Below are 6,551 nucleotides of genomic sequence, written 5' to 3'. Positions count from 1 at the left end.
GATACCGAGGGACAGCGGGGTGACGTCGAGGAGCAGGACGTCCTTGACCTCACCCTTGAGCACACCGGCCTGCAGGGCGGCGCCGATGGCGACGACCTCGTCCGGGTTGACGCCCTTGTTGGCCTCCTGGCCGCCCGTCAGTTCCTTGACGAGCTCCGCGACGGCCGGCATACGGGTGGAGCCACCGACGAGAACGACGTGGTCGATCTCGGAGAGGTTGATGCCCGCGTCCTTGATGACGTTGTGGAACGGCGTCTTGCAGCGCTCCAGAAGGTCGGCGGTCAGCTGCTGGAACTGAGCGCGCGTGAGCTTCTCGTCCAGGTGCAGCGGACCCTCGGCGGACGCCGTGATGTAGGGCAGGTTGATCGAGGTCTCGGTGGACGAGGACAGCTCGATCTTCGCCTTCTCTGCGGCCTCGCGCAGACGCTGAAGCGCCATCTTGTCCTTGGCGAGGTCCACGCCGTGACCGGAGCGGAACTGCTGCACCAGGTAGTCGACGACGCGCTGGTCCCAGTCGTCACCACCGAGGTGGTTGTCGCCGTTGGTGGCCTTCACCTCGACGACGCCGTCGCCGATCTCCAGCAGGGACACGTCGAAGGTGCCGCCGCCGAGGTCGAAGACGAGGATGGTCTGGTCGTCCTTGTCGAGACCGTAGGCCAGGGCGGCGGCCGTCGGCTCGTTGACGATGCGCAGGACGTTCAGGCCGGCGATCTCGCCGGCCTCCTTCGTCGCCTGGCGCTCGGAGTCGTTGAAGTACGCCGGGACGGTGATGACCGCGTCCGTGACCTTCTCGCCCAGGTAGGCCTCGGCGTCGCGCTTCAGCTTCTGCAGGATGAAGGCGCTCATCTGCTGCGGGTTGAAGTTCTTCCCGTCGAGCTCGATCTTCCAGTCCGTACCCATGTGACGCTTCACGGACCTGATCGTCCGGTCCACGTTCGTGACCGCCTGGCGCTTGGCGACCTCGCCGACGAGCACCTCACCGTTCTTGGCGAAGGCGACGACGGACGGCGTGGTCCTGGCGCCTTCGGCGTTGGTGATGACGGTGGGCTCGCCGCCCTCCAGAACGCTGACGACGGAGTTAGTCGTGCCCAGGTCGATGCCGACCGCACGTGCCATTTCGAATCCTCCAACAATGACTTGAGTGGAACGGACTCAAGTGTGCACGACAGTCGCCGCTCGGTCAACAGAGCTGAGTCGAGGGGGCTCAACTCTTATCTGTTCCTTACGCGCAGGTGGCTGCTGACCTGCGGTTTCGCCGCCAGCCGCACCGTATAGGCAGGGTGCGACCTCCCCGAATGGCGTACCCCGTAGGCGGGGATACGCAGGAGCGCCAGCACGACCACGACGACACCGCCCGCCACCCACAGGGCCGCCGTCGCGCTCACCCACCCCAGGTCGATCAGCATGCCGACGAGCGCACCCGCGAAGCCGCTGATCCCGACGACGACCGTGCCGCCCTGCGGAGTGACACCGAGCCGCCGCAACCGGTGCACGAGATGGTCGGGGGCCCCGCGCAGCAGCGGACGCCCGGCCCGCCGCCGCGACACCAGCACCAGGACGACATCGGCCGTCGCCACGGCCGTCAGCGCGAACACCGCGCCCACACTCGACCCGGCCTCCCGCCCAGCGTGCACCCACACCGCGGCAGAGGCCAGCACGAACCCGGCGAACAGCGCCCCGCAGCGCCCCGGCACGATCCGGGCCGGCGGCCAGTTGTGCATCAGGAACCCGGTCAGCGCGGCGGCCAGCACACTCAGCAGCGCCGCGAACCCGTCCATGACCTCGGCCGCCGCACAGCCGCTCAGCGCGAAGGCGGTCACCACGGCGACCGTCCCCATCACCCCGTCGGCGTGATCGAGCGAGGTGAAGGCGTGCGCCACGAGGACGATCCATCCCACGGCCACCATCCCGACCGGCAGCCCGAGCCCGTCGTACGGCACGGTCCACGCGGCGGCCCCGGCGACGACGACCGCCTGCACGAACAGCGGCACCCGACGCAGATCGGCGATCAGCCCGAGGACGCCGACGCAGATCCCGGCGACCAGCAGCCGCCCGGCGGCGGGCCCCAGCGGCGCCATACCCGTCCAGTCCCCGACCCCGGCGACGAACCCCGTCGCCCCGACCACCGCCACCCCGCCGAGCAACGGCACCACCCGCACCCTCCGGCGCTCGATCACGCCGAGGCGCAGGGCGGGTGTCCGCAGCAGCGCGGCGAGGACGGCGGCGAGGAGCAGGGCGGCGGTGGCGGCGACGATTCCATACAACACCTCGCCAATTTAGGCGTTAATGTCGCAGATTAGCCGCAGATAACACGATCAGCTTTACGTGTCGACCTGACCAGGTTCGCTCCGAAACGGACACCCCACTCAGGTACCCCTCAGCGACGCAGATCACCGCACGGCTGACTACAGTGCGGCGCTAGAAGTAGGTACTCTCAGAGGACCACATAAGTTACCGCTTAGTAATCAGCTGAAGCCCCAGCTCGAGTCCCCCCTCGCAGGCCCGAGGAGCCCCCGAATGCAACTCGCCGCGATCGTCGTGTCGCTGGTCCTGACCGTGGTCGGCGTCGCACTGCTCGCACGCGCCATCGGCCAGTTCGTCCGGTATTTCAAACTCGGCCAGCCCGCGCCCGCCGGCAGCCGGACCGACAACCCCTACCAGCGCAGCGTGACGCTGGTCAGGGAGTTCCTCGGTCACACCCGTATGAACCGGTGGGGGATCGTGGGCTTCGCCCACTGGTTCGTGGCCATCGGCTTCCTGACGCTGCCGCCGACGATCATCACCGCGTACGGCCAGCTCTTCGAGGCCGACTGGACCCTGCCGATCATCGGTGGCTTCCTGCCGTACGAGCTGTACATCGAGTTCATCGCCGCCATGACGACGCTCGGCATCGTCACGCTGATGGTCATCCGGCTGCTGAACCTGCCCTCGCGGCCCGGCCGCAAGTCCCGGTTCGCGGGCTCCAAGATGGGTCAGGCGTACTTCGTCGAGTACGTCATCCTGACCATCGGTCTGGCGATCTACGTCCTGCGCGGCCTCGAGGGCGCGCTGCACCACGTCGACCACTTCGAGGCCGCGTACTTCGCCTCGTACCCGCTGATCCTGGCCTTCAAGGGCCTGAGCCTCGGCACGCTCCAGAACCTGGTCTACCTGGCCGCCATGATCAAGCTGAGCACGACCATGATCTGGATGATCACGGTCTCGCTCAACACGAACATGGGTGTCGCCTGGCACCGCTTCCTCGCCTTCCCGAACATCTGGTTCAAGCGGAACGCGACCGGCGAGACCGCCCTCGGCGCGCTCCTGCCCATGACGTCCGGCGGCAAGGCGATCGACTTCACCGACCCCGGTGAGGACGACGTCTTCGGCGTCTCCCAGGTCGAGCAGTTCTCCTGGAAGGGCCTGCTGGACTTCTCCACGTGCACCGAGTGCGGCCGCTGCCAGTCGCAGTGCCCCGCCTGGAACACCGGCAAGCCGCTCTCCCCCAAGCTCCTCATCATGTCGCTGCGCGACCACGCGCACGCCAAGGCGCCGTACCTGCTCGCGGGTGGCGGCAAGGACATGGAGGGCAACGAGAAGGCCTCGGAAGAGGCTCTCAAGGACGTGCCCGCCGCCGCGCTCGCCGAGGCCGAGCGGCCCCTCATCGGCACCCTCGAAGAGAACGGCGTCATCGACCCCGACGTCCTGTGGTCCTGCACCACCTGCGGCGCCTGTGTCGAGCAGTGCCCGGTCGACATCGAGCACATCGACCACATCGTCGACATGCGCCGCTACCAGGTGATGATCGAGAGCGCGTTCCCGTCCGAGGCGGGCACGATGCTCAAGAACCTGGAGAAGAAGGGCAACCCCTGGGGCCTGGCCAAGAAGCAGCGCCTGGAGTGGACGAAGGAAGTCGACTTCGAGATCCCGGTCGTCGGCAGGGACCTCGAGGACCTCAGCGAGGTCGACTACCTGTACTGGGTCGGGTGCGCGGGTGCCCTCGAGGACCGCGCCAAGAAGACCACCAAGGCCTTCGCGGAGCTCCTCCACATGGCGGGCGTCACGTTCGCGATCATGGGCGGCGACGAGAAGTGCACCGGTGACTCCGCCCGCCGCCTCGGCAACGAGCCCCTGTTCCAGGAGCTCGGCATGGAGAACGTCGCCGCGCTAAACATGGCGTTCGGCGAGGACGACGAGGACGAGAGCACCAAGAAGCCGAAGTCCGCGAAGAAGATCGTCGCCACCTGCCCGCACTGCCTGAACACGCTCGGCAACGAGTACCCGCAGCTCGGCGGCGACTACGAGGTCATCCACCACACCCAGCTGCTCCAGCACCTGATCGACGAGGGCAAGCTGATCCCGGTCACCCCGGTGGAAGGCCTGATCACCTACCACGACCCGTGCTACCTCGGCCGCCACAACAAGATCTACACGCCCCCGCGCGAGATCATGTCCGCCGTCCCGGGCCTGCGCCAGCAGGAGATGCACCGCCACAAGGAGCGCGGCTTCTGCTGCGGCGCCGGTGGCGCGCGGATGTGGATGGAGGAGCGGATCGGCAAGCGCATCAACAACGAGCGTGTCGACGAGGCGCTGTCGCTGAACCCCGACATCGTCTCCACCGCCTGCCCGTTCTGCCTCGTCATGCTGACCGACTCGGTCAACGGCAAGAAGAACGATGGCCAGGCCAAGGAGTCCATCCAGGTCGTCGACGTCGCCCAGCTCCTGCTCGACTCCGTCCGGACGCCGGTCGACCCGGCGGGCGAGGCGGAGGCGGAGAACGCGCCGGAGCCTGAGCCGGTGAAGTAACAGCAGGTACGCGAACGCCGTCGGCCGGGGCTGGAATTCCAGCCCCGGCCGACGTGTGTCACGTGGTGGGGCGTACTACGTCGGCGGCGGCCGCGAGGTAACCGCTCCGTGACCGACCCCGCACGCCGCCCCACTTAACGCGTCGCCAAAACCGGAGCATCATGGCCGGGTTGTTGTCGGTGGGGCGGATGAGGTGAACGGTGCGCGGACGAAGAGCCGGGGCTCGGACCGGGATACGGGCGGGGTTGCGGACCGGAGCAATCGGCTGCGTCCTGCTGCTCGCGGGCTGCGCCGGCACCGAGAACGCCCGGTCCGCGAAGCACGAACCCTTGACCATCGCGAAGGCCCCCACCCAACTCCCCGTCCCCCGAGGCAAAGGCAGCGAGGTCGCCGACGACTACAACGGCGACGGCCACCGCGACCTCGTCCTGGGCGACCTGGTCAAGGGCCGGGACGACGCCCACGGCGACGACGCGGGCATCGGGGTCGTCTACGGCTCGGAGCGCGGACTCGTCCCCGGCGCCCGCCAGTTGCTGACCCCCGCACGCCAAGCCGCCCGCACGAAGGGCCAGTTGCCCGCAGTCTTCGATCCGGAGGCGAGCTGCGACCTGGACGAGGACGGCTTCACCGACCTCGTCGTCTCCACCGACCCGCCTTACGACGGCCAGGGCATGCCGCCCGTCCCGCTCCAGCTCCTCTTCGGCTCCCCCACGGGCCTCACCGGCAGGGCGGTCGCACTGACCATCCCCGCGCAGGCACGTTTCGGCAACGACTGGCCCGACCAGCCGGTGTGCGGCGACTTCGACGGCGACGGCGCCGAGGACCTGGTCGTGCACGCGTCGGACGCCCGACTCAGCTATCTGCGCGGCCCGTTCACCAGGAAGGGCGCCCCGCGAGCGGCGGGCGCGCCGCTCACCTCACCGGGCAACGTGCCCACCGGCCCGGCGACCGACGTGAACCTCGACGGCTACGACGACCTCCTCGTCCGTACGGCGGAGGGCACCGGCGACGCGGACGGCACCGGGTCCGCGCTCGTCCTCGGCGGCCCGGCCGGCCCCACCCGCACCGGCCCCGCCCTGCCGACCGGCGTCGACGTCGCCCTCGGCCGCTTCGGGAAGGGCCGCGCGCTCGACGCGGCGGTCGGCTCACTTGACGGAACGTCTCTGCGCTACGACCTCCCGGAGGGCACCGCACGCGGCAGCGTCGCCACGCCCGGGTCAGTGCTCGACGCCGGGGACTTCGACGGGGACGGCCTGAGCGAACTGGTCGCCGGCGGTGCGGAGTTGCGGGTACTACGGGGTCGTACGACCGGACTGTCCACGGCGGGCCCGGTGACCGTGCCGCCACCGGGCCGGGGCACGACCCACGTGCTCACCGTCGCCGACTTCACGGGGGACCGGCGGGCGGATCTGGTCGTACGGAGTCACGACGGCGAGACCAAGGACACGGTCGCGGTGTACGCGGGCAGCGAGGCGGGGCTGGTCGCGACGGAGCCGGCGGTGAGCTTCTCGACGTCGGAATTCCTGGGGATGGATTCCTGACGTACGGGAGTACTTGATCCCGCGCCACGGACCGAAGCAACTGAAGTACTTGATCCCGCGCTACCCGCGCTCCTTGGATGCCGGCCTTTCCGTATCGCGAACCTCGAAAATTAACCGAACTCACGTACAACCCTCACGCCCCGCCAGGGGTCTCCTGATAGTCGACCCGACCGCGCACCTTGGGACAATCCCCGACACACGCGGCGGTCGCACCCCAATTGACTG

4 protein-coding genes are annotated in these 6,551 nt (G+C 68.8%); 2 read left to right on the top strand and 2 right to left on the bottom strand.

What is annotated here, in order from left to right; genetic code table 11:
• Together dnaK and ACX28W_RS14950 are read right to left on the bottom strand one after the other, a co-directional pair.
• Positions 1-1,116, bottom strand: a 1,116-nt coding sequence (dnaK, locus tag ACX28W_RS14955) for a molecular chaperone DnaK (protein ID WP_458999413.1), incomplete at its 3' end; no start/stop codon positions are given.
• A 95-nt stretch (positions 1,117-1,211) separates the two neighbouring features.
• Positions 1,212-2,267 carry an MraY family glycosyltransferase gene (locus ACX28W_RS14950; protein WP_458999412.1) on the bottom strand — a complete coding sequence of 352 codons (1,056 nt, stop codon included), beginning with the start codon at positions 2,265-2,267 and terminating at the stop codon, positions 1,212-1,214.
• A gap of 250 nt (positions 2,268-2,517) precedes the next feature.
• Between ACX28W_RS14950 and ACX28W_RS14945 the strand changes: the two genes are divergently transcribed.
• Both ACX28W_RS14945 and ACX28W_RS14940 read left to right on the top strand, forming a co-directional pair.
• Positions 2,518-4,785, top strand: coding sequence for a (Fe-S)-binding protein (locus ACX28W_RS14945; protein WP_458999411.1), 2,268 nt, complete (start codon positions 2,518-2,520; stop codon positions 4,783-4,785).
• 245 nt (positions 4,786-5,030) lie between these two features.
• Positions 5,031-6,326 (top strand): FG-GAP repeat domain-containing protein, encoded by a 1,296-nt coding sequence (locus ACX28W_RS14940; RefSeq protein ID WP_458999410.1) that lies wholly within the window; start codon positions 5,031-5,033, stop codon positions 6,324-6,326.
• Positions 6,327-6,551: the final 225 nt, after the last annotated feature.

Source organism: Streptomyces sp. SD15, assembly GCF_054462255.1.
This window is presented reverse-complemented; position numbering and strand designations above follow the sequence as displayed.

Coding starts and splice junctions, on each gene's coding strand:
- ACX28W_RS14945 (WP_458999411.1), top strand. CDS start 2,518: ATGCAACTCGCCGCGATCGTCGTGTCGCTGGTCCTGACCGTGGTCGGC.